The organism is Gymnodinialimonas sp. 202GB13-11, assembly GCF_040932485.1.
GTDB classification, from domain to species: Bacteria; Pseudomonadota; Alphaproteobacteria; order Rhodobacterales; family Rhodobacteraceae; genus Gymnodinialimonas; species Gymnodinialimonas hymeniacidonis.
In genome coordinates, this window is record NZ_JBFRBH010000001.1 from 2,855,614 (window position 1) to 2,882,354 (window position 26,741).

At 61.9% G+C, this 26,741-nt stretch carries 27 protein-coding genes; 11 read left to right on the top strand and 16 right to left on the bottom strand.

Going from position 1 to position 26,741, the window contains the following annotated elements; genetic code table 11:
* Nucleotides 1-51: 51 nt before the first annotated feature.
* The 11 genes from boxC to V8J81_RS14520 all read right to left on the bottom strand — a co-directional run bounded on the left by boxC (nt 52) and on the right by V8J81_RS14520 (nt 12,353).
* Nucleotides 52-1,710, bottom strand: coding sequence for a 2,3-epoxybenzoyl-CoA dihydrolase (gene boxC / locus V8J81_RS14470; protein WP_368476459.1), 1,659 nt, complete (start codon nt 1,708-1,710; stop codon nt 52-54).
* A 99-nt stretch (nt 1,711-1,809) separates the two neighbouring features.
* Complete coding sequence (locus V8J81_RS14475) at nt 1,810-2,592, bottom strand: alpha/beta fold hydrolase (RefSeq protein WP_368477653.1); 783 nt, start codon at nt 2,590-2,592, stop codon at nt 1,810-1,812.
* A complete protein-coding gene (locus V8J81_RS14480) occupies nt 2,592-4,103 on the bottom strand; it encodes a benzoate-CoA ligase family protein (protein ID WP_368476460.1) in 1,512 nt (503 codons plus the stop codon). Before V8J81_RS14480 ends, V8J81_RS14475 begins: the two co-directional genes overlap by 1 nt.
* A gap of 13 nt (nt 4,104-4,116) precedes the next feature.
* Entirely contained in the window at nt 4,117-5,304 is a 1,188-nt protein-coding gene (locus V8J81_RS14485) for a thiolase family protein (protein ID WP_368476461.1), read from the bottom strand.
* The gene (locus V8J81_RS14490; protein WP_368476462.1) at nt 5,304-7,058 is read right to left on the bottom strand and encodes a feruloyl-CoA synthase; all 1,755 of its coding nucleotides are present in this window, start codon (nt 7,056-7,058) and stop codon (nt 5,304-5,306) included. Before V8J81_RS14490 ends, V8J81_RS14485 begins: the two co-directional genes overlap by 1 nt.
* The gene (locus V8J81_RS14495; RefSeq protein WP_368476463.1) at nt 7,039-7,512 is read right to left on the bottom strand and encodes a MarR family winged helix-turn-helix transcriptional regulator; all 474 of its coding nucleotides are present in this window, start codon (nt 7,510-7,512) and stop codon (nt 7,039-7,041) included. Before V8J81_RS14495 ends, V8J81_RS14490 begins: the two co-directional genes overlap by 20 nt.
* Entirely contained in the window at nt 7,509-8,261 is a 753-nt protein-coding gene (locus V8J81_RS14500; protein ID WP_368476464.1) for a crotonase/enoyl-CoA hydratase family protein, read from the bottom strand. Before V8J81_RS14500 ends, V8J81_RS14495 begins: the two co-directional genes overlap by 4 nt.
* Nucleotides 8,258-9,022 (bottom strand): SDR family NAD(P)-dependent oxidoreductase, encoded by a 765-nt coding sequence (locus tag V8J81_RS14505; protein ID WP_368476465.1) that lies wholly within the window; start codon nt 9,020-9,022, stop codon nt 8,258-8,260. The genes V8J81_RS14500 and V8J81_RS14505 overlap by 4 nt, the downstream gene beginning before the upstream one ends.
* A gap of 54 nt (nt 9,023-9,076) precedes the next feature.
* Nucleotides 9,077-10,678: a TRAP transporter large permease gene (locus tag V8J81_RS14510; protein WP_368476466.1), complete on the bottom strand. Its 1,602-nt coding sequence runs from the start codon at nt 10,676-10,678 to the stop codon at nt 9,077-9,079.
* Nucleotides 10,675-11,259 carry a TRAP transporter small permease gene (locus V8J81_RS14515; protein ID WP_368476467.1) on the bottom strand — a complete coding sequence of 195 codons (585 nt, stop codon included), beginning with the start codon at nt 11,257-11,259 and terminating at the stop codon, nt 10,675-10,677. Before V8J81_RS14515 ends, V8J81_RS14510 begins: the two co-directional genes overlap by 4 nt.
* 56 nt (nt 11,260-11,315) lie before the next feature.
* Nucleotides 11,316-12,353: a TRAP transporter substrate-binding protein gene (locus V8J81_RS14520; protein WP_368476468.1), complete on the bottom strand. Its 1,038-nt coding sequence runs from the start codon at nt 12,351-12,353 to the stop codon at nt 11,316-11,318.
* Between the two features lie 220 nt (nt 12,354-12,573).
* On the opposite strand from V8J81_RS14520, the gene V8J81_RS14525 reads away from it, so the two are divergent.
* Nucleotides 12,574-13,053: a MarR family winged helix-turn-helix transcriptional regulator gene (locus V8J81_RS14525; protein WP_368476469.1), complete on the top strand. Its 480-nt coding sequence runs from the start codon at nt 12,574-12,576 to the stop codon at nt 13,051-13,053.
* On the opposite strand, the gene V8J81_RS14530 is transcribed toward V8J81_RS14525, so the two are convergent.
* Both V8J81_RS14530 and paaZ read right to left on the bottom strand, forming a co-directional pair.
* The gene (locus V8J81_RS14530) at nt 13,038-13,820 is read right to left on the bottom strand and encodes a hypothetical protein (RefSeq protein ID WP_368476470.1); all 783 of its coding nucleotides are present in this window, start codon (nt 13,818-13,820) and stop codon (nt 13,038-13,040) included. The two genes, V8J81_RS14525 and V8J81_RS14530, sit on opposite strands and share 16 nt — an antisense overlap.
* A gap of 2 nt (nt 13,821-13,822) precedes the next feature.
* Complete coding sequence (gene paaZ / locus V8J81_RS14535; RefSeq protein ID WP_368476471.1) at nt 13,823-15,823, bottom strand: phenylacetic acid degradation bifunctional protein PaaZ; 2,001 nt, start codon at nt 15,821-15,823, stop codon at nt 13,823-13,825.
* 82 nt (nt 15,824-15,905) lie between these two features.
* Between paaZ and paaI the strand changes: the two genes are divergently transcribed.
* The 8 genes from paaI (at nt 15,906) to V8J81_RS14575 (ending at nt 21,796) form a co-directional block, all read left to right on the top strand.
* Complete coding sequence (gene paaI, locus V8J81_RS14540) at nt 15,906-16,337, top strand: hydroxyphenylacetyl-CoA thioesterase PaaI (RefSeq protein WP_368476472.1); 432 nt, start codon at nt 15,906-15,908, stop codon at nt 16,335-16,337.
* On the top strand, nt 16,334-17,638 hold the full coding sequence (paaK, locus tag V8J81_RS14545) for a phenylacetate--CoA ligase PaaK (protein WP_368476473.1): 1,305 nt from the start codon (nt 16,334-16,336) through the stop codon (nt 17,636-17,638). The genes paaI and paaK overlap by 4 nt, the downstream gene beginning before the upstream one ends.
* A 184-nt stretch (nt 17,639-17,822) precedes the next feature.
* Nucleotides 17,823-18,800 carry a 1,2-phenylacetyl-CoA epoxidase subunit PaaA gene (gene paaA, locus V8J81_RS14550; protein ID WP_368476474.1) on the top strand — a complete coding sequence of 326 codons (978 nt, stop codon included), beginning with the start codon at nt 17,823-17,825 and terminating at the stop codon, nt 18,798-18,800.
* Complete coding sequence (locus V8J81_RS14555; RefSeq protein ID WP_368477654.1) at nt 18,800-19,255, top strand: DUF3291 domain-containing protein; 456 nt, start codon at nt 18,800-18,802, stop codon at nt 19,253-19,255. Before paaA ends, V8J81_RS14555 begins: the two co-directional genes overlap by 1 nt.
* On the top strand, nt 19,252-19,542 hold the full coding sequence (paaB, locus tag V8J81_RS14560) for a 1,2-phenylacetyl-CoA epoxidase subunit PaaB (RefSeq protein WP_368476475.1): 291 nt from the start codon (nt 19,252-19,254) through the stop codon (nt 19,540-19,542). The genes V8J81_RS14555 and paaB overlap by 4 nt, the downstream gene beginning before the upstream one ends.
* On the top strand, nt 19,539-20,279 hold the full coding sequence (gene paaC, locus V8J81_RS14565) for a 1,2-phenylacetyl-CoA epoxidase subunit PaaC (protein WP_368476476.1): 741 nt from the start codon (nt 19,539-19,541) through the stop codon (nt 20,277-20,279). The genes paaB and paaC overlap by 4 nt, the downstream gene beginning before the upstream one ends.
* Complete coding sequence (gene paaD / locus V8J81_RS14570; protein WP_368476477.1) at nt 20,273-20,734, top strand: 1,2-phenylacetyl-CoA epoxidase subunit PaaD; 462 nt, start codon at nt 20,273-20,275, stop codon at nt 20,732-20,734. Before paaC ends, paaD begins: the two co-directional genes overlap by 7 nt.
* On the top strand, nt 20,735-21,796 hold the full coding sequence (locus V8J81_RS14575; protein WP_368476478.1) for a 2Fe-2S iron-sulfur cluster-binding protein: 1,062 nt from the start codon (nt 20,735-20,737) through the stop codon (nt 21,794-21,796).
* Between the two features lie 3 nt (nt 21,797-21,799).
* Here V8J81_RS14575 and V8J81_RS14580 read toward each other — a convergent pair whose 3' ends face one another.
* Entirely contained in the window at nt 21,800-22,681 is an 882-nt protein-coding gene (locus tag V8J81_RS14580; RefSeq protein WP_368476479.1) for an AraC family transcriptional regulator, read from the bottom strand.
* Between the two features lie 151 nt (nt 22,682-22,832).
* Between V8J81_RS14580 and V8J81_RS14585 the strand changes: the two genes are divergently transcribed.
* Nucleotides 22,833-23,780 (top strand): SDR family oxidoreductase, encoded by a 948-nt coding sequence (locus tag V8J81_RS14585; RefSeq protein WP_368476480.1) that lies wholly within the window; start codon nt 22,833-22,835, stop codon nt 23,778-23,780.
* Nucleotides 23,781-23,962: 182 nt separating this feature from the next.
* Here the strand turns inward: V8J81_RS14585 and V8J81_RS14590 are convergent, their stop codons facing one another.
* Entirely contained in the window at nt 23,963-24,316 is a 354-nt protein-coding gene (locus V8J81_RS14590; protein WP_368476481.1) for a hypothetical protein, read from the bottom strand.
* A gap of 111 nt (nt 24,317-24,427) precedes the next feature.
* Between V8J81_RS14590 and V8J81_RS14595 the strand changes: the two genes are divergently transcribed.
* Complete coding sequence (locus V8J81_RS14595; protein WP_368476482.1) at nt 24,428-25,378, top strand: LysR family transcriptional regulator; 951 nt, start codon at nt 24,428-24,430, stop codon at nt 25,376-25,378.
* 142 nt (nt 25,379-25,520) lie between these two features.
* On the opposite strand, the gene pcaF is transcribed toward V8J81_RS14595, so the two are convergent.
* Complete coding sequence (pcaF, locus tag V8J81_RS14600; protein WP_368476483.1) at nt 25,521-26,717, bottom strand: 3-oxoadipyl-CoA thiolase; 1,197 nt, start codon at nt 26,715-26,717, stop codon at nt 25,521-25,523.
* Nucleotides 26,718-26,741 lie beyond the last annotated feature (24 nt).

Below are 26,741 nucleotides of genomic sequence, written 5' to 3' on the forward strand. Positions count from 1 at the left end.
TCCCAAATCTTCTAGAAGATTTGAACAGGCCGAGTTTCCTTAGAAACTCGGTTACACCCGTTCCATGTTGTAGTCGCCCCGGATGCCGGAGCCGTAGCGCTGTAAAGCGCCGTTTTCGCCAACCGCGTTGGGTCGGTTGAATATCCAGTTCTGCCATGCGGTCAGACGCCCGAAGATGCGGGTTTCCATCGTCTCCGGCCCGGCAAAACGCAAGTTTGCTTCCATCCCTGTCATCGCGTCGGGTGAGAAACTGGCGCGTTCTTCAAGGATGATCCGGATCTCATCTTCCCAGTCGATGTCGTCCATAATCATGGTGACAAGGCCATGTTCTTCAGCCTCTTCCGCCTCCATCCCCTCACCGATCTGCTCTTGCAGGGCAACAACGGCCTCGGGCGTCGCCAAGAACCGCGTCTGCAGGCGCGTCAGATCATTGCCCATCGGGTAGGTGCCGAAATTGTCGGGCGTCAGCGTGATCGTGGCCATCGGGCGATTGTCGCCCTCGAACTCATCTTCCATCATGTAGGAGCGGTCGGCGGCCCAGATCAGCTCCGCCAGCAGCCCAGCGAAGCAGGAGCCATGTTCGACAAGCGTCACAAGGCTGCGCGAGGTCACGTCGAGCCGCTTGAGCGTACGCTTCCAGTAGTGGCGGATTTCATTGGCGAGCCAGTGATCTGCATTGTCGCGCAACAGCGCTTCGTGGGCTGCCACGCCTTCCGGGTCGCCTTGCGTGCGCAGCGTCCACAGCCCGCATTCCATTTCGTTCAAACGCAGATGCAGGATCGCGTCTTCGAATTCCCGCGCGAGGCGTAGCATGTAGCTCTGATCGCCCTGCGCCTGCAGGGCGTCCATACCGGCAGGCGCGTCCCCATCCGGGCCGCTCAGCGTGATCGTGGCTGTGCGCGCCGCGCGGTCCACCTCAACTTCGACCAGTGAATAGGAGAGCGATCCGTCATCGGCCACGGCTTTTGTAAGCGGACCAAGCTTGATGCCCGTCGCGTCTGGCTTGCCAGAGGCGGCAGCAAATTCAGCGGCACGTTCCGCCACAACCTCATCGAATTTCGAATTAGGCACGGCTTCATCGACCAACCGCCAATCGACGGCGCGCTTGCCTTTCACACCCTCTTCGGTCGCGCAGAACACATCGGCCAAATCACGGCGCACCATGCGCTTGTCCGTCACGCGGGTCAGCCCGCCGGTGCCGGGCAGCACGGCGAGAAGCGGAACTTCAGGGAGAGAAACGGAGGAGGTCGCATCATCGACCAGCATCAGATGATTGCAGGCCAGCGCAAGTTCGTAGCCTCCACCGGCGCAGGCGCCCTTAATGGCAGCGATATACTTCTGGCCCGACTCTGCTTCCGCAGCCTCGTAGCTGTTGCGCGTCTCGTTGGTGAATTTACAGAAGTTCACCTTGTGGGAATGCTCTGCCCCGCCGAGCATCCGAATATTCGCTCCGGCGCAGAAGACCTTGTCCTTGCCCGATTGCATGACGACGACCTTCACCTCGGGGTGCTCGAACCGCATCCGTTGGACGATGTCATTGAGCTCAATATCAACACCGAGGTCGTAGGAATTCAACTTTAGCTCATAACCATCGAAGAGGCCGCCGTTTTCGTCCACATCCATGGTGAGCGTCGCAACTGGGCCGTCATAGTTCACGCGCCAGTGGCGGTATTTGGACGGGTCGGTCTGGAAATCGATGACCTTGGACATGAGAATCTCCTGTTGCGCAGATGCAGGATAGCGCCGAGAGCGATCACTTCAAGCGCGATAGTGCATTACTTGAGTAGAATTTCTGCCCAAAATACGGATTTATGCATTTTTTTGCATAAATTGACCGATGATTTCAAGCACCGCCTCTGACTGCTCCAGATGCGGAACATGCTGACATGCATCCAGAACCATCGTTTGCGCCGTCGCAACCCGACGCGACACAACCTCTATCTGTGCCAGCGTGCCGTATTGGTCTTCTCGCCCCTGTATGGCCAACACCGGGCAGGTGACCCCGTCCAGCGCATGCTCCACGTTCCACTCCCGAAACTCCGGGTCCAGCCATGCATCGGCCCAACCCCGGAAGGTCGCCTCCGGATCACGGTGATATTTTGCCATCCGCGCAGCCATATCGGATGTTCGAAACGCCTCACCCGCCCGTGCGATTTCGGCCAACCCCATCTCTTCGGTGAAAAAATGCGGTGCCATCAGGACCGCTGCGAGGAGGGGCGGCGCCCCGAGGAGCGATTGGCGCCCCGCATAGATCGCCGCGATCGTCGCGCCGTCCGAATGACCCAACAGGATCGGTTGCGAGAGGCCGAAGGACGCCAGAACCTGTGGCAGAACTTCGACCGCCTCGCGTGTCATCCAATTCAGAGGGCGAGGCAGGTCATCGGGGTCGGATTGCCCATAGCCCGCCCGCGAATAGGCCAAGACTGGCAGACCTGTTGCCTCTTGCAGGCGCTGCGGAAAGTCCCGCCAAAGCGCGACACAACCGAGGCCCTCGTGCAGCAGAACAATCGCGCGCCCGTCGTCGGGCTCAGGCCCCCAGCAGCGGTACTCCAGCCGCTTGCACGAAACCTCGACAAACCCCGCGCCCCACATCACGCGCGCAGGCGGAACCGTTGGATCTTGCCCGTCGCCGTCTTTGGCAGGTCATCGACATACTCAACCCAGCGCGGGTATTTCCACATGCCGATCTTGTCTTTCACGAAGTCCTTCAACGCCTCCGCCTCTGGCGCATTGGCCCCGTCTTTGAGCACAACGAACGCCGCTGGTTTGTCCAGCCCCGCCTCATCTGCACGGGCCACCACGGCAGCTTCCAATACGGACGGGTGGTCGATCAGAGCGCTCTCCACCTCGAACGGGCTGACCCAGATGCCCGAGACCTTGAACATGTCATCCGTGCGGCCACAGTAGACATAGCGACCTTCGTGGAATTCGTACTTGTCGCCCGTCCGCGTCCAGGCCCCCTCGAACGTCGCCTGCGATTTGCTGCGACGGTTCCAATAGCCCTCGGCGCTCGACGGGCCACGCACCAGCAACTCGCCCACTTCACCTTCCGGCACATCCTCGTCATGCTCATCGACCAGACGCACCTCGTAACCAGGCACGGCCGTTCCGCTCGTCCCGTAGACACAATCGCCGGGGCGGTTGGACAGGAAGATATGCAACATCTCGGTGGACCCGACGCCGTCCACGATCTCGGTTCCCGTCAGGCGTTGCCAGCCCTCGCCCACTTCACGCGGCAAGGCCTCCCCTGCAGAAGTGCAGAGCCGCAACGCGTGCTCCGGCGCTTCAGGTGCCGCCTGCACCATCGCGGCGAACAGCGTTGGGACCGCGCATAGGATCGTTGGGCGCATCTCTTCCATGATTCCGTAGACCGCATCCGGCGTTGGCCGCCCTCCAAACAGAACCGTTGTCGCGCCAACAGACATCGGGAAGGACATGCCGTTGCCCAAGCCATACGCGAAGAACAACTTGGCGACGGAGTAGACCGTGTCCTCTTCACGAATACCCAGAACCTGATCGCCAAACGTATCGCACGTCGCCTTCAGCGACCCATGCACATGGCGCACGCCCTTGGGCTGCCCCGTGGAGCCACTGGAATAGAGCCAGAAGGCCAGCTCATCTTCGTGAGCGTCGACCGTTTCAACTGGCTCTGCCCCGGCGATGAAATCGCGGTAGCTTTCGGTCATTTCGGGCGCATCGCCAATCACGAGGATGGCGCGCAGGAACTTGTTGTCGCGCGTGGCAGGTTCCACCACCTCCCACATCTCTTCCGACACGACGAGGATGGAGGCGCGACTGTCGGTTAGGATCGTCTCGTAGACATCCGCTGAAAGCAGCGTGTTCAGCGGCACCGGAATGGCACCGGCCTTCAGACTGCCCCAGAAGACCACCGGAAATTCGATCTGGTCGCGCACGATCATCGCGATCCGTTCCTCACGCCGCACGCCGTGACGGTAAAGCGCGCCTGCAAACCGCGCAGTATGGTCGTTCAGCTCCGCATAACTCAGCGATCGCTTGCGCCCGTCGGCCTCGGCAAAGGCGGTCTTGTCGCCGCGCCCTTCGGCCACGTGGCGATCTACAAAATGGGTTGCTGCATTTGCCATTCTGTCTCTCCCTTCACCTCACGCGCAGGATCACGGCCATGGCCGAGTCCCCCGCGGCACAGCCCTGAAACAAGCCTGTTCCTCCGCCGCGGAGCGTAAGTTCTTCTATAAGTTCAATCATCGCCCGCAGGCCCGTTGGCCCCTGAGGATGCCCCCAGATCAGTGAGCTGCCGAAGTTGTTCATATCGCGCCAGTCGATCCCAAAGGCGCGCGCAAAGGCGATGTCGTTCACCGCAAACGGATTGTGCGATTTGATCGCATCCACCTGATTGATCAGCAGCCGGGCGCGATCCAGCGCCGCGACACTGGCCTTGATCGGCGCAGCAGGCATAAAACCCTTTTCCTCTCGCGCTTGGGCAATGGCCAAGATCTCGACAATCGGGTGATCCACCCCGCCAATCTCCCGCGCGCGTCCTTCATCCCCCACCACAACCATCCCCGCATTGCCGTCCGCCGGATGGGTCTGGCTCGCGAAAGTGATAGTGCCATCCTTCATCACCGGGCGCAGGCGGGCGATCTTTTCGGCGTCGGCAGGCTCAACGCCCTCATCCGTGTCCAACCGTCCGACCGATTTACGGAACCGAGCATCGGGCACATCCAGCACCGGCATATAGCGTCGCTGGAACGCGCAATCATCAGCCAACGCATCGTCATACTGAGCGCGCCGATGCAGGGTAAGATCGTGCTGTTCTTCCGTCGTGATACCTTCGCGCGCGGCGACATTCTCGCCCGTCTGGATCATCGCGTTGCAGGCCCAAGGGTCGTGGCCGAAATTGTCCATCACCACGTCTTCCGACGCCCCCGTTCCACCCGGCCCACCCGGCGCGGGGAAATAGACGTGCGGCCCGTTCGACGTGCGATCCCCTGACACGATCAACGCCTGCTGCGCGCCTTGAAGTGTTTCCCCCACCGCTGTCGCCAAAAGCCGCGCCCCTGTCGCGCAGGCTTGGGAAACCATCGGAGCGGCAAGCCCCTCCGCCCCCATCATCGCCGTAAACCATGGCCCGCCGAAAAAGCTGCCCTTCTGGATCACGGTCTGCCCGAAGGCCGCGAAATCGAAGCTGCCCGCGGGCAGGTCCATCCGCGTGATCTGGGCCTTGGCAACATGTGCTGCGAATTCGACAGAGTTCAGATGCGCAAGGCTGCCCTGCCAGCGGGCGAAGGGTGTGGACCAATAGGCGCCGTAGGGGATGTAGGCCATCAGGCACCTCCGATCGTGATGGTGGCGGGGTCGGTATCGTCATAAAGCCGGTCGATCAGCGCGGCCCGCCGGGCCCTGATCCGCGCGAAGTTCAGATTGCCCTTGGCCGTGATCTCGCCCTCCGCAATCGAAGGTGGTTCTGAAAGGATCAGCGCGCGCGTGATTGTCTGGGCGGAGCCGCCGGTGAAGCCCGAAAGCTTTGCGCGGATCGGGAGGGCGTCGGCAATCAACGCGCCACCGTCTTCCTCGGATGCATCCCGCATCGCTTGCGCCGGGACGATCAGCAGGCCCACTTCGTCGCGCTCCTCACCCGTCACGATCACATCCTGCGCGATGCCCTTCAGCGCGCCCAAAACCTCCAACCGCAGGGCCGCCGCGCGCACCCAAATGCCGGTGCTGAGTTTGAAGTCTTCGGAGATACGTCCATCAAAGGCGAGGCCCTGGTTCGCGTCGCCCTCGTCCAGAAATCGCATCGCATCGCCCGTGATGAAAAAGCCCTCATCATCGAGCGCCTCCGCCGTTTTCTCCGGCGCGCCCAGATAGCCGGTGAAGATCGACGGGCCTTTCACGCGCACTTCCGACCGGTCATCTGCGGGCACCAGTTTCACATCGACGCCGGGTAATGGCACGCCCACGACGCCGGACCGCTCAGTCGGTTCATGTTGCAACAGCGCCGCCGGGGCGGTTTCGGTCAGGCCCCAGCTTGAGGTGAAGAAGGGCTGTTTGCCCGCCTGTTCCGCCATGGCCCAAAGGTCGGCCCAGACATCCTGCGGCAAGGACGCGCCCGCATAGAACAGCATGTCGAGGTCTTCGAAAAACGCCCGCGCAAAGCCTGGATCGTCTCGCATCGCGTCGCGCAGGGCGGCGAAGCCCACCGGCACATTGAAGCTGATCGTTCCCTGCTTGATGCGGTTGTTCTCAATGGTCTTGCCGATCAGCGAAGGGATCGGCTTGCCGCCGTCGATGTAGAGGCTACCGCCATTGGCGAGCACAAGATTGAAGTTGTGCGACCCGCCAAAGACATGGTTCCACGGCAGCCAATCGACCAGCACCGGCGGGCGTTCGCGCAGAAAGGGCAGGCAGGCCGCGATCTGTGCCTGATTGGTCGTCAGCATCCGGTGCGTGGTCAGCACGCCTTTCGGGGCGGAGGTGCTGCCCGACGTCATCAGGATCTTTGCCACCGTATCGGGCGTGACGCCTGCGTTCACTGCGCCGCCGGCTTTCGCCAGATCGTCCAGCGTCAGGCCCGGCCCATGCGCCATAATCGGGCGGGCATCGCGGAAGACGTCGCGCTCAAACACCTCGGCCAGCACAAAGCCGTCCTCTGCAAAGACAGCCGAAGGCTGGATGAGGGTTGCGATCTCGTCCAACCGCGCGCGTGCTGCCGGGATCATCGCATATTGTTCCGCCACCGGGCAGAACGGCACGCCCGCATATTGCGCCGCGAGCGACAAAAGGCCATGAGCCACCGAATTGCCGGTCAGGATCATCAGCGGGCGGTCCGGACCCATCCCAAGATCGAGCAACCCTGCAGCTATCGACCGCGCCTGCTCACGCGCCTCTGCATAGCTGACTTCGTGCCAGCCATCCCCGCTGCGTTCCGCAAGGAGAACCGCATCTGGCGTGGTCTCGGCCCAATGGTCCAGCCAATCCGTCGTCCGCGTGGCAGCCTCACCCAAAGGCTCCCTTGCCCGCAGCAAAATCGCTCCATCCGGGCGGTCTTCGCGGATCACATCATGGGGTTTGAACGCCACGCCGCACCTCCCCTTCTTCCGCCCCCGGTCCCGCCGCCTCCACAGCATTCAACCCATCGATCAGCGCCCAAACCGCTGCCTCATCCAACTGCGCCGTCAGCTTGCCATCGAACACCTGCAACGCCCCCCGCGCCTCGGTGTAGTGGGCCCTCCCGGCCAAAGTCGGATGCAGCTCATAGGCCCGACGGTCCCCTTCAACCCGCCGCCGCGTGATCCATCCGGCCTTCTCCAAACCGTCGATGATCTGCACCAGATTGGGCCGCTCGATCGCCAAGACCTCCGACACATCCGCCTGCCGCAGCCCCGGCGTTTCGACCACAACCGAAAGCACGGAATAAGACGCCCGGCGCAGCCCGAACGGTTTCAACACCCGGTTCACCGCCCCCATCACAGCACTCGATGCGCGCTGGATGTTGTAGCCGACAAGGCGGCGGAGGTCGGCGTCACGGGTCATTGGAAATTCGGCGCCCGTTTTTCAAGGAAGGCGCGAAACCCCTCCTCCGCGTCCGGTGAAGTCTGGGCCAGTGCGGTGCAAAGCGCCTCGGTAAAGAATCCCTCCTCCGGAGCCATGGCGTTAATCCGGGCAACACCATGGATCGCAAAGTAATTCGACAGTCGCGCGTTGGACGCGATCTGTTCCGCCAGCTCCCGCGCCGTGTCCATCGGGTCGTCCGCAACGTAGTGACAAAGCCCCAGCAATGCGCCCTCTTCCGCGCCATAGGTCCGGCCCGTCAGCATCATTTCGGTCAGCCGATCCGGCCCGATGATCCGCCCCACACGCACCGTCGCGCCGCCACCTACAAAGAACCCGCGCTTGCCCTCGGGCAGTTGGAATTTCACATCCGGCGCAGCCACGCGCACATGGCAAGCCGAGGCCACTTCCAGCCCGCCGCCGATCACCGCACCGCGCATGGCCGTCACCATCGGCAGGCCACCGAATTGCACCTTATCAAGATAATCGTGCCACATCCGCGAATGCGCCATGGCCTCATCCGTTGAGCGCTCCACCTGCTCCGCCAGATCCAGCCCCGCGCAGAAATGGTCGCCCTCTCCGGTCAGGATCGCCACGCGCACGCCATCGGGCGGGTTGGCGCAGAAGCCCGCGAGTTCCGCAATCAGCGCGTCGTTCATCGCATTGCGCTTCTCGGGGCGGTTCAGCGTCAGCGTGGCGACAGGGCCGTCTATGTCGATCAGCAGGCTCACCGGGGGGGCAACCGTGTGGCGCCGTCCAGGCGGATCACTTCGCCGTTCAGATACGGATTCTGCACAATGTCAGCGACAAGCTGGCCAAACTCGGAGGGATCCCCGAGGCGATGCGGAAACGGCACGTTGGCGACAATCGCCTGCGTCGTCTCTTCCGGCAGGCTCTCCATCATCGGCGTGTTGAATAGGCCTGGCGCAATCGCATTCACGCGGATGCCGGGCTTGGCCAATTCGCGCGCCAGTGGCAGGCACATCGACGCAATCGCGCCCTTGGAGGCCGCGTAGGCCGATTGCCCCACCTGCCCGTCCTGATAGGCGGCAGACGCCGTATTGATCACCACCCCGCGTTCGCCTGTTTCCAAAGGCGGCAGATCCATCATCGCCTGAACCGCGTAGGTCATCACGTTGTAGGTGCCGATCAGGTTCACCTCGATCACGCGCCGGAACAGGTCGAGCGACGTCTTCCCCTCACGCCCCACGATCCGGGCCGCATGGCCAATGCCCGCACAATTCACGCAGATCCGCGCCGCCTGCCCGAACCGAGCCATGGTCGATGTCACCGCGGTCGCTGCGTGTTCCGCATCTGTGACGTCGCATTGCTGGGAATATCCGCCGATCTCGGCAGCTACGTCACGCGCCCTGTCGCCATCCATATCCAGAACGGCCACGTCCGCGCCTCGGTCCGCAAGGTAGCGCGCCGTGGCCTCCCCCAGCCCACTTGCACCACCCGTGACGATGGCCACTTGTCCGTCGAGTTGCATCCGGCCTCCCTTCCTTCAGCATCCGATTCCCGGATAGTTATATCATATAATCATCTACCAGGTGATAAAGACCAACGTGATCACCGGGAACGCCACCAGCAGCACCACGCGCAGCAGGTCGGACGCGATGAAATACAGCACTGCGCGATAGGTCGCCGTCATCTTCGTCGTCTTCTCCATCGCGTTGATGATGAACAGGTTCATGCCCACCGGCGGTGTGATCAGCCCGACCTCCACCACAATCAGCACAAGGATACCGAACCAGATCGCCACCTGCTCGGAATTGATCCGGTTCAGCGCGCCTTGGTTCACCCGCCGCAACTCCAGCGCGCGGGTCTGATCGCGGGTCAGTTCCTCACCCGCCGCCAGCGCCCGCAGCGCCTCGTCCAGCGGCACGATATCCGCGCCGAAATGCGCCATGATCGTGTCGAACTGCACCGTCTGCGCCAACGTCAGCTGCGCGCCTTCACGGTAGGCGGCAAGCAGCGCATCTACGCTGTCTCGGGTCATATCCGGCACCGACAGCAGCGCCTCCATCCCCCGCGCGGCATGCAGCTCCGCCATCGACACGAAGCCGAAATCAAGGCCTTGCATCACCGGCCAGAAGATTGGGATGGTCAGCAGGATCATCGACAGCGAGTCCATGAAACAACCGAGGATCAGGTAGAAAATCAGGATCAGGATCAGGATCGTGTAGGGGCTGAAGCCGCTGGTTGTGACCCATTCCGCGATGCCCTGCGGCACCTGTGTCAGCGCGAGGAAGCCATTGTAGAAGGCCGCACCGAGGATGATGAAGAAGATCATCGCGGTGGAGCGAGCCGTGACCATGAAGCTCTCGATCAGCGAGGCACGGTTCAGCCCGCCGTTGAAGTACGCAATAAGCCCAGTGCCAAGCGCACCAACGGCGGCCCCTTCGGTCGGCGTGAACCAGCCCGCATAGATGCCGCCGACAACCGCACCGAAAACCAACAGGACCGGCCAGATCTTGGTCAAAGCCGCTAGCCGTTCCGAATAAGGCATCCGCGGCCCGACGCCCGCGCTTTCGGGGTTCAACGCGACGTATATGCGGATCGCGATGATATAGCCCAGCGCCGCAATGATGCCGGGAATGAACGCCGCAAGGAAAAGCTTCGCGATGTTCTGCTCGGTCAAGATCGCGTAGATCACCAGCACGATGGAGGGCGGGATCAGGATGCCAAGCGTGCCCCCCGCCGCCAGCGCTGCCGTCGAGAACCCACCGTCATAGCCATACCGCCGCAACTCCGGCAGCGCCACGCGCCCCATGGTGGCTGCGGTCGCCAGCGAGCTTCCGCAAATCGCCCCAAAGCCCGCGCAAGCGCCCACAGCCGCCATCGCCACTCCGCCCTTGCGATGGCCCAAGAAACCTTCCGCCGCCTTGAACAACGCTTGAGACATACCGCCCAACGTTGCGAAGTGCCCCATCAACAGGAACATCGGAATGATGGTCAGCGAGTAGCTGGAAAACGTCGTGAACGTTTCGGATTTCAGCCGCCCGAATGGCACCTGCGTGTCGCCCGTCACCATGATCAGGCCAACGAGGCCCGTGAAGAACATCGACAGGCCTATTGGCACCCGCAGGAAGATCAGCGTCAGGAGGAAGGGAAACGACAGGATCCCAATGAGTTGGTCGCTCAATGCTCCGCCCCCAGGTCGGGGGGCAGTACCGTACGCCCTGACACCATTTCAATGAACCGTACAACGCCGAGATATACGGCCACCACTGCGGCCAAAGCCGCGCCGACAAAGCCGATGGCGTAGGAATACCAGACCGGCAATTGTAGCTCCAACGTGGTCTGGCCGCTGTTGAACTTGGTCATCAGCCCGCCGAACAACTGCACCGCGATCAGCACCATGACGCCCGCGAAAACCACCTCCGTCACGCCGCGCAACCAGCGGTTCGTGCGGTCGGACATCGCGCTCGTAAATATATCCACCGTCGCGTGCCCGCCGGTGATCTGGCAGATCGGCAGGAAGGCAAAGATCACGAACGCCACGCCCGCCTCGATCAATTCGAATGTCCCGAGGATCGGCCCCACGCCAGCGTCGATCATCCATTGGCCAAGGCCCGCCAGAAAGCCGTCTTCCACCATCCAGTGAAACAGCCGGTCCACCAGCCGCATCACGATGTTGAAGACCGTCATAAGGATAAGCACCGACAGCATGATCCCACCCAGGATCGCCATCAGGCGCGACAGAAACAGAAGCGCGCGGTACATCTATGTCCCCGGAGAAAGAAAAGGGGCCGCGTGGTGTCGCGGCCCCCTCGTTTGGCTTACTGGGCGCAGTCGCCGTCCATCAGCTCACGCGCGCGGTCGATCAGCGCCTGGCCGTCCAGCCCGCTGCCCGCCACGTCGTCGATCCAGCTCTGGTAGATCGGCTCAACAACCGGCATCCACACTTCCTGTGCGGTTGCCTCATCAATCATGATGATGTTGTTGCCCGCTTCCACGGCCAGTTCACGCGCCGGACCATCGGCATCGGCCTGCGTGCCGCCTGCGAAGACCGAGAACTCGAGGCCCGAGTTTTCGTCGAGGATCTGCTGCAGATCTTCCGGCATGTTGTTGTAGGCGTCGTTGTTCATCGCCAGCACAAAGGTCAGCGTGTAAAGGCCGTTGCCTTCAAACCCGGTATGGTTCTCGACCAGTTCCGGCACGCGCAGCGCCGCCGTCACTTCCCACGGGATCGTCGTGCCGTCGATCGTGCCGCGCGACAGGCCCTCAGGCACCGCAGGCACAGGCATACCAACTGGCGTTGCACCGGTCAGTTCCAGCAACTGGTTCACAAGACGCGAACCACCGCGAATCTGCATGCCCTGCAGGTCTTCGGGCGTCTCAACCGGATCCGCCGTGTGGAACATGCCGGGGCCGTGGACCCATGTGCCAAGCAGGTGCACGTCCGAGAACTCTTCCTGCATGCCCTCTTCATACATCGTCCAGTAGGCGCAGGACGCGGCGCGCGCATCGGCGACCATGAACGGCAGTTCGAACACTTCCGTCGACGGGAAGCGGCCCGGCGTGTAGCCGACCACGGTCCAGACGATATCGGCCACGCCGTCAATCGCCTGATCCATCAACTCTGGCGGGGCGCCGCCCAATTGCATCGAGGGATAGCGCTCGATCTCGATCCGACCGCCGGATGCTTCTTCGACCTGATCGGCCCAGACATCCAGAACCAGCGCGGGGACGTTGGCCTGCGCGGGCAGAAACTGGTGGAGCTTCAGCGTCACCTCCGCCTGCGCAAATGCGCCTGTGGCGGCCATCGCGCCCGCGGCAACTGTGCCAAGCGCCGTCATGAGGGTTTTGGTTTTCATGTATCTTCCTCCCTAAAAACTCGTTGAAGCATGGGTTTGCCCCATGTCTGTGTCGGGGCCGGTCACACCCGGCCTCCCTTAGATAGATATGATGCATAACTATTGTCGTCTGTCACCATATTCGATTGCTCTGCCCTATCCCTTTGCTCTGCGGCCCAAAAAGAAAGCGCGCTTATCATCTGTCTTGGCCCGCCGAGCCTTGGGCGATAGAATCACCAACATGTCTGAAATCTACACGATGCCCGGCCATCTGATACGGCGTTTGCAACAAATCTCGATCAGCGTCTTCACCGACCGCATGAAAGCGCTCGGCCACGACCTCACCGCGCCACAGTTTGCGACCCTTGCGGTCCTGTCGAACTCGCCCGGCATCGATCAGGCCACACTGGCCGGAATGATCGCCCATGATCGCCCGACCATTGGCGGTGTGGTGGAGCGGTTGGAGGCCAAAGGCCTGCTCACCCGCCGCCGGAACGAAAAAGATCGCCGCGCCATGATCCTCGAACTGACCGACGCGGGCGCGGCCTTGCTGGATGCCATCACGCCTGAAGTCCGCGCGCTGCAAGACGACATCCTTCCGGGCCTGACAGAAGCTGAGCGCACCGAATTCGTCCGCCTCGCCGCCGAGGTCGCCAAAGTCGGCAACGACGCCGCCCGTGCGCCCATGGTTCTGCCCGCAACCGCTCAAGACAGCACCTGATCGGGGAGCGCCGGGCCGAGGGCGTCAAGCAAGTCTGCAACCCGGGCCCGGCACGCAACCTCTGCGCGGCCCGCCCCCAACGCGGCCTCCGCCGCCGGGTTGGACCGCAACACCAACCGCCGCCAGCCGTGCAGAACCAGCACCCGCAAAGCGAACCGGTCGAGCGGATCGTTCGGCAGGTCATCGTCACCGGGCAACGTCGCAGACAGCGCTGCAAACTCCGCCTCACATGCCGCCTCATCCAGCGCCGCACGCACCCATGCGGGCCAGTCACGGTTCTCTGGAACAGCGACCAGCCATTCCTCCGGCAAGTCCACCTCAGCCCCGCAAACGAGCGCGAAACTGCGAGAGATTGGCACAGCAGACAGGGCCTCCGGCAACAGCGTCAGTGCGTCGGGCGCATCCGGCGGGAAGCCCACCAAGCGGCACGGCGCGCCTTCAGCGGCGTCTCCATAAACGCGGTCCGCCACAGCGCGCGTCTGCGCCTTTGCGCTGTCCGTCAGCCTGTGGAACCCCACGCGCCCTTCGCGGCGGCTATCGACCCACCCGTCGCGCTTGAGCCGGTGCAACGCCACACGCATCGCTTGTGGCTGCAATCCGATCCGCTCGACCAAGGCCGACAGGACCAGCCCTGAGACCTCCCCCTGCCCCGCCTGCGCACAATCGCCAAGGCACGACACGATCACAGACCACAGTTTCAGCGGGCTGGCCTCGGACAAAGCACTGGCCAAGTCTGCCACGGGGTCGCCTGCGTGAAGCTGCGTCACATTCATTTCGCCACCATCGTCAGCAACTCATATTCAGCGACGGCCTCATCATCCTGATTGCGCACATCCGCGTGCCACCGGACCTCACCGTATTCCTCATTGCGCGACTTCTTATCCATCACAGTCAAATGCACCCGGATCGAGTCCCCCGGGCTGACGGGCTTCAGGAACCGCAAGCTGTCCAACCCGGTATTGGCCAGCACCGGCCCCTCGTTCGGCTCCACGAACAGCCCCGCCGCAAAGCTCAGGATCAGGTAACCATGGGCCACGCGCCCCGGAAAGAACGGGTTCCGCTTGGCCGCATCTTCATCCATGTGCGCGTAGAACGTGTCGCCGGTGAAATGCGCGAAATGCTCGATATCGTCGAGTTTGATCTCCCGCGCCTCGGTCTCTAGCGTTCGCCCGACCTCCAGACCCCCGAACCGCATCTGAAACGGATGCTCTACCGCCGCGTGTTTCGTCCCGCCCGGCACAAACCGCCCCGTGACTGCGCTCAGAATATCAGGCGAGCCCTGCACCGCCACGCGCTGCATGTAATGCTTTACCGCGCGGATACCGCCAAGCTCCTCCCCGCCGCCGGCGCGCCCCGGCCCGCCGTGGGTCAGATGCGGCATCGGCGCGCCGTGGCCCGTGGCCTCCTTCGCGCTGTCGCGGTTGTTCACGTAGACGCGCCCGTGCCATGCGCCGACACCGGTTACAACCTCACGCGCCACCTCACCCGAATGCGTGATGAGTGAAGCCACAAGCGACCCCTCCCCCCGGTTCGCAAGCGCGCAGGCGTGGCCCAAATCACGATAGGGCATCAGGGTCGAGACCGGCCCAAATGCCTCCGTCTCATGGACGAGCGTTGCCGCATCGGGGTCAGCGCAGTGAAACAGCATCGGGCAAAGATACGCGCCGTTTTCCGTGTCGCCGCCAATCTCGCCTTCAAACACCAACTCCGCCTCGCGGTTGATCCGCGCCATCTTCTCGCGCACATCCTGCTGCTGGGACATGGACACCAACGGCCCCATGTTCGTCTCGCGATCCCGCGGATCGCCGACCACAACCTTGGACAGCTGCGAGGACAGCCGATCAACGAGCGGCTGTAGGAGGGGCTGGGGCACCATCACCCGCCGGATCGCCGTGCACTTCTGCCCCGCCTTGGTCGTCATCTCGCGTAGAATTTCGCGTGCGGCGATCTCGAACTCCGGGCTCTCCACCGTCACATCCGGCCCCAGAATGCTGGAATTCAGCGAATCCTGCTCCGCCGTGAACGGCACGCCGCGCGGCAGCCCATCCGCCACAACCGCCGCCGTCGCCGCCGAGCCAGTAAACGTCACCGCGTCCTGCGGGCCCAACACGCTCAAACCCTCTCCAACGCCGCCCGTCACCAATTGCAGCGCACCGTCCGGCAGAACGCCAGCCTCCAGCATCAGCCGCACGCATAGCTCTGTCACATGCGCCGTCGCTGTGGCCGGTTTCACGATAGACGGCACACCTGCCAGAAACGCAGGCGCGATCTTCTCCAACATCCCCCAGACCGGGAAGTTGAACGCATTGATGTGGAACGCGACGCCCAGACGCGGCGTGTAGATATGCTGCCCGCCGAACGCGCCGGTCTTGCCCAAAGGCTCCCACGCGCCATCAACCAGCACATGCCCCTCCGGCATCTCCCGCCGCCCCTTGGAGGCGAAGACGAACAACGTCCCAATCCCGCCGTCGATATCGAATGCGTGATCCCTCTGCGTCGCGCCGGTCGTGAACGACAGGTCATACAGCTTCTGTTTGTGCGCATTCAGATGCAGCGCCAGCGCCTTCAGCATCCGCGCCCGGTCGTGGAAATCCATCTTGCGCAACGCAGGCCCGCCAAATTCACGCGCATAGGCCACAATGCCCGCCACATCGAGCGTGTCATTGCCCGCCTCGGCAATCACCTCGCCCGTCGCCGCATCCGCAATTGGCCGCGCACCGGCCCCGGCCGCAACCCAGACACCCTTCGCGTAGCTTCCAATGCGTTGCATGATTTTCCCCTCCCGAAAAATCTTGTAACACTTTGCGCGATGCGGCAGGGTGACGCAATAGGGAGTTTGGGAGGACTCGCGAATGACCCCGAAAGAACGTGCTGAGCGCAGCGCGGAAGCGATGTGGAAAGGCGATCGCGCGTCCGCTTGGGTCGGCATGCAGATAGTCGAAATCGACGAAGGCCGCGCAATCCTTACCCTGCAGATCGTTGAGAACCACTGCAACGGTCACGGCATCGGTCATGGCGGCGTTACCTTTATGCTGGCAGACAGCGCTTTCGCCTTTGCCTGCAATTCTCGCAACGTCGTCACCGTCGCCCAGCACAACAGCATCAGCTTTCTTGCGCCCGTCCGCCTTGGCGATACGCTGAAAGCCGACGCGCGCGAGATCACGCAATCCGGGCGGTCTGGCATCACCGATGTCACCGTCACCAATCAGGACGGCGTTGTCGTCGCAGAATTCCGCGGCGCCTCGCGCGCCATCGGCGGCCAGCTTTTCGAGGAAGAGACATGAAAGACCTCACCCCACCCCGCGATACGCTCGATCCGATCGAAATCGCCTCCCGCGACGAAATCGCAGCGCTGCAACTCGAACGCCTCAAATGGTCCCTTAGACACGCTTACGACAACGTCCCTTTCTACCGCGCGCAATTCGACGCGAAGGGCGTCCACCCTGACGACCTGCAAAGCCTGTCGGACCTGTCGAAGTTCCCCTTCACGGTCAAATCCGACCTGCGCGACAATTACCCTTTCGACATGTTCGCCGTCCCGCGCGAGCAGATCGTGCGCATCCATGCCTCCTCCGGAACCACTGGCAAGCCGACGGTCGTGGGTTACACGCAAGGCGATATCAAGATGTGGGGCAACATGGTGGCCCGCTCCATGCGCGCCTCCGGCACGCGTCCCGGCGACATGATCCACAACGCCTATGGCTATGGCCTTTTCACCGGCGGCCTTGGCGCCCATTACGGCGGTGAAGCACTGGGATGCACAGTGGTGCCCGTCTCTGGTGGCATGACGGCGCGACAAGTTACTCTTATAGAAGATTTTCGGCCCACCACGATCATGGTGACGCCCTCCTACATGCTGAACATTCTGGAAGAGTATCACCGCCAAGGCCTCGACCCGCGCGCATGCAGTCTTGAGGTCGGCATCTTCGGGGCGGAGCCTTGGACCAACAAGATGCGCGCTGAGGTCGAAGCCGCCTTCGACATGCATGCCGTCGATATCTATGGCCTGTCCGAGGTCATGGGTCCCGGCGTCGCCAATGAATGCGTGGAAACCAAAGACGGGCTGCACATCTGGGAAGACAATTTTTACCCGGAGATCATCGACCCGCAGACCGGCGAAGTTCTGCCCGACGGCGAAATGGGCGAATTGGTCTTCACCACACTGACCAAAGAAGGCATGCCCATCATTCGCTACCGCACCCGCGATCTGACCCGCCTTCTGCCCGGCACAGCGCGGTCCATGCGGCGGATGGAAAAGATCACCGGGCGGTCCGACGACATGATCATTCTCCGCGGCGTGAACGTCTTCCCCTCCCAGATCGAGGAACAAGTGCTGACGGTCGACGGCCTCGCCCCCTACTACCAGATCGAGCTGGTCAAAGCGGGCCAGATGGATGCGATGAAGGTGCATGTCGAAAGCCTGCCAGAGCATGGCGACGGTGAAGCAAAGGCCGTTCAAGCCGCCACGTTGGCGCATCGAATCAAGGAAGTCGTCGGCGTCACCGCAGAAGTGATCGTAGCCGATCCGGGCACGGTTGAGCGCTCTCAGGGCAAGGCGCGACGCTTGGTGGATAATCGAGCATAACCGGATCGTCCCGGCCTGTGCCGCGCCGATCGAGCCCCCCCCGCACCCCCCAGGATATTCCAGGCACATGGAAGACAAAACGAATTGCGTTACCGTTTTCTTACTGTCGCGCCATGTGTGTAACATTTTGTTGGACCGGGCAAACCTGATCTGATACAACATGACCGCGAATGGGAGGCCCGCCATGTATGCTCAAATGATCAAGTCCGAAGCGACCAGTGACGACCCCGAGAAGCTCGCGGCGTTTCAGGCCCGCATCGATGCGGGTGAGAAAATCGAGCCGAAGGACTGGATGCCCGAAGGCTATCGCAAGACCCTGATCCGCCAGATCGGCCAGCATGCCCATTCAGAGATTGTGGGCCAGCTGCCTGAAGGGAACTGGATCACCCGCGCACCTTCGTTGGAGCGTAAGGCGATCCTTCTCGCCAAAGTGCAGGACGAGGCGGGGCATGGCCTCTATCTCTATTGCGCCGCCGAAACCCTTGGCGTCAGCCGTGATGAGATGACGGAAATGCTGCTCGACGGCCGCATGAAATACTCCTCGATCTTCGCCTATCCCACACTGACTTGGGCCGATATGGGCGCAGTCGGCTGGCTCGTCGATGGGGCAGCGATCATGAATCAGGTGCCGCTGCAACGCACCTCTTTCGGCCCCTATGCCCGCGCAATGATCCGGATCTGCAAGGAAGAGAGTTTCCACCAGCGGCAGGGCTTCGACATCATGATGAAGATGTGCTCCGGCACGCCCGCGCAAAAGCAAATGGCGCAAGACGCGCTCAACCGTTTCTGGTTCCCGGCGCTGATGATGTTCGGTCCGTCCGATGCGGAAAGCACGCATTCCGCGCAGTCCATGGCGTGGAAGATTAAGATGAATTCCAACGACGAGCTGCGCCAGAAATTCGTCGATCAGACCGTGCCGCAGGCCGAATATCTTGGGCTGACCGTGCCCGACGACACGCTTGCCTGGAATGAGGAGAAGGGCGGCTACGATTTCGCCGAGCCCGATTGGGACGAGTTCTTCGAGGTACTTAAGGGCAATGGACCGTGCTCCGTGGACCGCATCGCCACCCGCAAAAAGGCGTGGGACGATGGCCAATGGGTGCGCGAGGGGCTGATGGCGCACGCAGCGAAGAAGCGTGCCGCCAAGGTGGCCGCAGAGTGATGCACCTCGCCGAGATCAACATCGCGCGCCTCAAGCATGATATCGACGACCCGCGTGTGTCGGAATTTGCCGACAACATCGCACGCATCAACGCGCTTGCAGAACGGGCAGAGGGCTTTGTCTGGCGCAATGAGGCCGAAACATCGGGCCCTATTCAAGGGGACGCGCGGATGATTGCAACCATCTCGGTATGGGAAACGGTCGAACAGCTTGACCGCTTCGTATTCGGCACCCTGCATCGCCGCTTCTTCGACAAGCGCCATGCCTGGTTCGATATGCTTGACCGAATGGGTGTCGCGATGTGGTGGGTCGCGCCAGGCACGCAGCCCAGTTTAACCGAGGCACTGGATAGGCTCGACCACCTCGACACCCACGGGCCGTCGGAAACCGCGTTCGGCTGGGAACACCTTGCCCCGCAACCATTCCGCGCAAAGGTTTTGGAGGCTGCGCAATGACCGATCAGCAAGAATGGCCCCTGTGGGAAATCTTCATCCGTGGCCAGCATGGCGCGTCGCATCGCCATGTGGGATCACTCCATGCGCCAGACGCCGAGATGGCAATCAAACATGCGCGCGATGTCTACACACGTCGCAAGGAAGGCGTCAGCATTTGGGCCGTGCCCTCCGCACAAATCGCCGCCTCCAGCCCCTCCAAGAAGGGGCCGATGTACGACCCGGCGGAGGACAAGACTTACCGCCACCCCACCTTCTTCGACATCCCCAAAGAAGTGGGGCCGATGTGAGCGACGACGTTTTCGAATTCCTCCTGCGGTTGGGCGACAACACCCTTGTTCTGGGGCATCACCTGTCTGAATGGTGCGGCAAGGGTCCGGTGCTGGAAGAGGACATCGCGCTGGCCAACACGGCGCTTGATCTGATCGGCCAGACGCAGATGTGGCTCGGCCTTGCGGGAGAGGTCGAAGGCAAAAGTCGCACAGCAGATGATCTCGCCATGCTGCGCGATGCCTGGGATTTTCGCTGCTGTCTGCTGGTCGAGCAACCCAACGGCGATTTCGGCCAGACGATCATGCGGCAATACCTCTTCGATCAATGGCATCTGCTGGCCCTCACCGCTCTTGCCCAAAACCCCAACAACCAGATCGCAGCCATCGCCGCGAAGGCCGCCAAAGAGGTCACCTACCACTGCGAACGCTCCGCGGAGTTGATCGTGGGCCTTGGCGACGGCACTCCGGAAAGCCATGCGCGCATGCAATCCGCGCTCGATCTGCTTTACCCCTATATTGGTGAGCTATTCGAAACCGATGCCACCGACAGCGCCGCGCACTTCGACCCTGCCAGCCTGCGGAGTGCGTATGACGCGGGCCTGGCGGCGACCATGGCCGAGGCCACGCTGACCTTGCCCGACAGCCGTTTCGCCCACAAAGGCGGCCGCACCGGCGCGCGACACTCCGAACATCTCGGACACATGCTGACGGAAATGCAATGGCTCCAGCGCGCCTACCCCGGCGCCACATGGTAAAGCCATCCACCGCGCAGGTCTGGGATTGGCTCGACCAAGTCCCCGACCCGGAAATCCCCGTGATCTCCGTCGTTGACCTTGGCATCATCCGCGACGTGCAGTGGCAGGATGATACCCTCGAAGTCACGCTGACACCCACCTATTCCGGCTGCCCCGCGACTTCCGTCATTGAACTTTCTGTCGATGCTGCCCTGCGTGACCACGGCGTCGAAACCCTGACGCTTAAACGCCAGATTGCCCCGCCCTGGACCACCGCTTGGCTGTCTGACAAAGGCCGCGCCAAGCTAGAAACCTACGGCATCGCCCCCCCGAACCCCGCAGGCGGCCCGACCCGCTGCCCGCGCTGCCAATCCGAAAACCTCAAGCGGATCAGCCAATTCGGCTCCACCCCTTGCAAGGCGCAATGGCAATGCCGCGATTGCCTTGAGCCTTTCGACTATTTCAAGTGCATCTGAATGGCCAAATTCATCCCCCTCACCGTCATCTCCATCCATCGCACCACCGCCGACGCCATCGCGGTGCGCCTAAAGCCCGCTGACGGATCCACCCTGCCGTTCACGCAAGGCCAATATCTGACCTTCCGGCAGGTCATCGACGGCACCGAACTGCGCCGCGCCTATTCCATCAGCGCGGGCGTCACCGACGAAATCCTCGAAGTCGGCATCAAGCGTGTCAAAGGCGGGGCCTTTTCCAACTGGGCGCATGACTCTCTCAAACCCGGCGATACAATCGAGGCGCTCTCACCCATGGGGGCTTTCCACACGCCCCTCCAACCGGACCACGCCAAACACTATCTCGGCTTTGCAATCGGCTCCGGTATCACGCCCGTCCTGTCGATCCTGCGCTCCGTCCTCGCGATAGAGCCGAACTCTCGCTTCACCCTCATCTACGCCAATCGCTCCGCCCGAGACGTGATGTTCCGCGAGGAGCTTGAGGACCTCAAAAACGAGCATCTCACGCGCCTCAATATCGTCCATATCCTCAAGAATGACCCGCAAGGCATCGACCTGTTTACCGGTCGGATCAACGCCGAAAAACTCGACGTGATGTTCAAAACATGGGTGCCCGTCGCCACTGCGGACGCCGCCTTCATCTGTGGCCCGGAACCGGCGATGGAGACCATTGCCGCCAGCCTGCAAGGCCACGGTATGGCCAAAGACGCGATCAAGTACGAACTGTTCGCCAGCGCCCAACCCGGCCAACTCCCGCAACGCGCCATCGCCGACGAAACAGCCACCGGCGCGAAGGCCACCATCATCCTCGACGGCACGGCGCAAGAGATCGACATGACGCCGGGCGAAACCGTGCTGGAGGCCGCCCTGCGCGCAGGCCTTGACGCGCCATATGCCTGCAAAGCCGGGGTCTGCTCCACCTGCATGTGCACAGTCCAAGAGGGTGAGGCTGACATGATCACCAACCACGCGCTTGAAGATTACGAAGTGGCGCGCGGCGTGGTGCTATCCTGCCAAGCCGTGCCCAAAGGCGATGCGATCACGGTCGAATACCTCGATCACTGACCGCTAGGCCGCACCCTGTGCGTCACTCCATTGGCGCGGCGACTGGCCGTACATCCGCTTGAACTCACGGCTGAATTGCGACGCACTGGCATAGCCCACATCCAGCGCCGCCTCGCTCACCGCGACGCCCCCGGCAATCCGCATCGCCGCATTGCCCAACCGCATGGATTTCACGAACTGGATCGGCGACATCGTCGTGACCTGCTTGAACTTTCGATGAAACACCGCCCGGCTCATGCCCGCTCGGTCGGCCATCTCGTCGATGGAAATGGGCGCCTCCAAATGCGCGGCAACGTGAGCGATGGATCGCGCAATCGCATTGCCCGCCCCAAAGGCGTGCCGCGCAAACTGGCCCGCCTCCCCCCTCAGGACCGCGTAGTAGAATTCCCGCAAGCGGAGCGGCCCCAACACGGCCGCCTCCACCTCCGCCTCGCTGGCCTGCACAAGACGCAGCAATGTGTCTGCGAAAGCTTCGTCCCACTGTGCCAACTTGATACCACGCGCGGACTGGCCCGATGGATCGGGGCCGAAAGACGCTCCGGCATTCTCCATATCCATCGCCAACTCCCCCATGATCCGCTGGTCGAGCGTGACAAACACACCGAACAGGGGATTGTCAGAAGATGCCGCGGGGGTTCCCGCCTTCACCGGCAATGACGTGGGACAGCACAGATATTGGGCGCTGTCGTAAACGTAGCGCTGGCCATCCAGCACCGCCTCTTTCGACCCGCTCACAATGGCCACGATACACGGCTCATAGACCGCAGGCGCGCACGGCAAAGGCTCCGTCGCGCGGAACAGTTTGACGCCGGGCACACGGGTTTCGGTCAGCCCATCCTGATCCACCCGAGCCTCAATAATTTGCCTGATCTGCTCCTGTGACATGCAGCATGCCTACAACGCAGAACTGCTCCCTTCAAGCCAAGCGAGACGATTAGACAAGTATTCAATACAATTTTGGCTATTTTTCATTCAGGGTGAGATTTATCTACATACCGAACACGACATCACGACGCTCTGCATCAGGACCCGACCCATGCCAGACACCCAATTCGGCCCGAACGGCTGGACCCCAGACCGCCTCACCTCCCTCGCCGGGAAGACGTACCTGATCACCGGTGCCAATGCGGGCGCGGGCTTTCAGGCCGCCCGCATCCTTCTGTCGAAGGGCGCCAAGGTCGTCATGCTCAATCGCTCTGCTGAAAAGTCCGAAGCCGCCATCGCCGATCTGAAGGCCGAGTACGGCCCCGACGCAGAGGTAAGCTTCATTCGTATGGACCTGTCCGACCTCTCCAGCGTGCGCGCCGCCGGGGCCGAAGTGCTCGCGTCCGTTCCCCGGATCGACGCGCTGATCTGCAACGCCGCCATTGCGCAAGTCCCGACGCAAAAACTGACCGTCGATGGCTTCGAAAGCCAACTCGGCACCAACCATTACGGCCACTTTGTTCTGTGCGGAATGCTATTCGACCGGATCGACGAAGCGCAGGGGCGGATCGTCGTCGTGGCGAGCCTCGGCTATCGCATGGGGATCCGCACGATCCAGTTCGACGACATGAATTGGGATAAGAATTACAGCGCCAATCCGGTCTACAGCCAATCCAAACTTGCCCAGATGATGTTCGCCTATGAGCTTCAGGATCGCATCGCAGAGGCTGGTAAATCGGTCGAGGTCTATGTCTGCCACCCCGGCTCCTCCGCGACGTCGCTGATCTCCACCAGCGGCAGCATCTTCACCCGGATGATCTGGTGGCTCGCCACGAAAACGCCCATGGTCCAGACCGCCGAACAAGGTGCGTTTCCTGAGGTTATGTGCGCCACCGAAAGCGGCCTAGAACAACGCGCGCTCTACGGCCCCACAGGTCGGATGGAAGCCGTGGGCCCCGTCGGCAAAGGCACCTTGCAACCCCACGCCTACGACAAGGACGTCATGTCTCGGCTTTGGGATGTGTCGCAAGACGCAACCGGGTTCGACTGGCCGATCTGATAGGCCCTACGGTGGTCATGGAGTGGGACCCAGGCGGCCTACCAGAACAAGACGAAACGCCGCCCCACAAGGGCGGCGCTCCGCATTTCAGATGCGCGGCAAGACGGCAGCACGATCAACCGGAAGAGGTAAGCTTCGCTGATAGCCACCTTCGACTGCGCATCGAAATCCCGTCGGGTGCGTCAGCTCACACAGGTGTCGCACTCGATAACCCGCAAAAAGCTCAGGCGCTGCGCCGGGGTCAGATGTTGCATGGCCGGATTTGTCCAATCCGCATCCAGCGCGTGCAACTCGATCGCGTCACGGTGGATCGCAACGACAAACGCCTCCGCGTAGCCAACTGTCGGCGCGTCAATGACCAGGTAGTGGGCGTCATTGTGCATAAAGTCTTCAACGACGGTCACCCGAAGGGTTTCCATTAGTCTTGGGCTTGCACCCTCGTAAGGGGCGTCAATTTGAACCGCGAATTGATCGGCAGCGGCAGGCAGGGCAGCCATCGTGGCGAAGAGAGCAGCGGAAAGTACTAAGCATTTCATTGGAGGTCTCCTACAGGTTTTGTTGGTCAACGATGGGGAGAAGGTGCTGTTTCAGGGCTCAGCTGACAAACGGGATTACTTTTGCCCTTGGACAAGTTATCCTTGTGTCAAATGCCCAATCGCCTACCCTCCCTGACGTCTCTCAGGACCTTTGAAGCCGCGGCCCGCAACCTCAGCTTCGCCAAGGCCGCAGATGAGCTCTTTGTGACACCCGCAGCTGTCGGCTTTCAGATCAAACAGTTGGAGCAGGAGCTTGGCGGGCCTCTGTTCCTACGCAAGCATCGCGCAATCGAACTGACGGATAAGGGGCAAGTGCTGCAAAAGCGGCTCGGGCGCGTCTTCGAAACTATTCAAACTGCATGGAGTGAGGCTCGCGAACCTCTCCAAGAAACGGTCTTGAAGGTCAGTGGACCGGCCAAGGCGCTGCACAGTTGGGTCATGCCGTCGCTGGCAGCAGCCAAGGGGGACCGCCCCGATATCCGGATGTCATGGGATCTCTCCAAACAGAACCGGGATCTCGCGGACACAGATTTCGACATGGTCGTGCGTTGGGCGGATGAACCTCTAAATGAGCATCATTGGATTCCGTTATTGCGGACGTGGTTCACACCACTCATGCGACCAGACGTGGCCCGTTTCGTCAGAACACCCCAGGATGTCGGCAAGCAGGGCCTTATCGGCGTCGAATTCGCCACCGACCCCAAAGGCGGCCTGACCAATTGGGCCGCATGGCATAACCTACACAGGATAACGCCACCCACAAGCGATGCAGTCAGTTGCGCGGATACCGCAAGCGCTGTCGAAACCGCGATTGCGACGGGGCACATCGCGATTGGCGGGTCGTTTCTAGCTTGGGAGCATTTGAAGTCCGGAGCGCTTGTTGCGCCGTTCGATACTGCGGTCACGCCTTTCTCGCGGTTTTGGCTTGTGTGCCGCGAAGGGATGCAAAACAGCCCGGAATATCATTGGTTTCTCGATGCTGTACTGGAAGGCGCGCGGCGCTTCGATGCCGCCCCGCACGGCATTTCCCTGTATTTCCCCGATGGAAAAAAGGTTCAGTGAATTGGGGCCTTAGGGTTTTAGCCGCTGACCCTCACGCTGTCTGATTGGTCGTTTGAAGAAATCTTAACAATACGTAACCAAAATCGCCTTTCCCAATCGATTACAAACACTTAACCCCTCTACTCACGCGTGAGCAGCCCTCTCAAACCGCCTCCAGCGCCACCGCGATACCCTGGCCTACCCCGATGCACATCGTCGCCAGTGCCCGCTTCCCGCCGTTCAGTTTCATCTCCAGAGCCGCCGTCCCCGTGATCCGCGCGCCCGACATCCCCAACGGATGCCCCAGCGCAATCGCGCCCCCGTTCGGATTCACACGCGGGTCATCATCGGCAACACCAAGCTCCCTCAAAACCGCAAGCCCCTGCGCCGCAAAGGCCTCGTTCAACTCGATCACATCAAAGTCCGACATGGTCAGCCCCAACCGCTCCATCAGCTTCTTTGAGGCGGGCGAAGGCCCCATCCCCATGATCCGCGGCGGCACCCCTGCAACGGCCCCTCCCAGCACCCGCGCAATCGGCGTCAGACCATGTTTTGCCGCCGCTGCTTCTGACGCGATAATGAGCGCAGCAGCGCCATCATTGACGCCACTCGCATTGCCTGCCGTCACGCTGCCACTCTCCCGAAACGGCGCCCGCAACGCAGCCAGCTTTTCCAGAGTCGTGGCGCGAGGATGCTCGTCTTCCGAGACAACAACATCCTCACCCTTCCGCTGTGGGATCGTGACCGGAGCGATCTCCTCCGCCAAACGATCACTTGCACCAGCCGCCTTCTCCTGCGAGCGCAGCGCAAACGCATCCTGATCTGCGCGGGAAACGCTGTAATCCTCCGCAACGTTCTCCGCCGTCTCGGGCATGGAATCGATCCCGTACTGCGCCTTCATCATCGGGTTCACAAAGCGCCAACCGATCGTCGTATCAAAGATCTCGGCCTTCCTCGAAAACGCCGCATCCGCCTTCGGCATCACAAACGGCGCACGGGACATCGACTCCACACCACCTGCGATCATCAACTCAGCCTCACCTGCCTTGATCGCACGAGCGGCGGCAATCACTGCGTCCATCCCAGATCCGCAAAGCCGGTTGATGGTCGTCCCGGGAACGCTCTCTGGCAAGCCTGCCAGAAGCGCCGACATGCGCGCCACATTGCGATTGTCCTCGCCTGCCTGATTGGCGCAGCCGAACCACACATCTTCAACCGCTTCCCAATCCACGCCGCTGTTTCGAGACATCAAAGCCCGTAGTGGTACAGCCCCCAGATCATCCGCGCGGACGGAGGCGAGCGCCCCACCGAACCGTCCGATAGGCGTGCGGATATAGTCGCAGATGAATGCCTCTGGCATAGCAGCCCCCCTTTTCGTTTCGGG